Annotated in this window: 1 protein-coding gene; it reads left to right on the top strand. The window is 63.2% G+C overall.

What is annotated here, in order from left to right:
• The coding region (locus EN804_RS36450) for an ATP-binding cassette domain-containing protein (protein ID WP_135922432.1) at window positions 1–291 on the top strand (291 nt) is incomplete at both ends.

The raw sequence follows: 291 nt of genomic DNA, 5'->3' as shown, positions 1-291 counted from the left end.
GATGGAACTGCTCGACATGGTCGGCATGGCCGACAAGGCGAAGGCGATGCCGGCACAGCTTTCCGGCGGCCAGAAACAGCGTGTGGCGATCGCCCGCGCGCTCGCCTTGCAGCCGAAGATCATGCTGTTCGACGAGGTGACATCGGCGCTCGATCCGGAGCTGGTCGAGGAGGTGCTCAACGTCTTGTGGCGGCTCTGCGCCGAAACGGACATGACCATGCTGCTGGTCACTCACGAAATGGGCTTTGCCCACGACTTCGCAGACCGGGTGCTGTTCTTCGATCGCGGCAG

Source organism: Mesorhizobium sp. M8A.F.Ca.ET.161.01.1.1, from assembly GCF_004792105.1.
GTDB lineage: Bacteria > Pseudomonadota > Alphaproteobacteria > Rhizobiales > Rhizobiaceae > Mesorhizobium.
The sequence above is the reverse complement of the archived record's forward strand: the minus strand, read 5'-3'. Positions and strand labels throughout refer to the sequence as shown.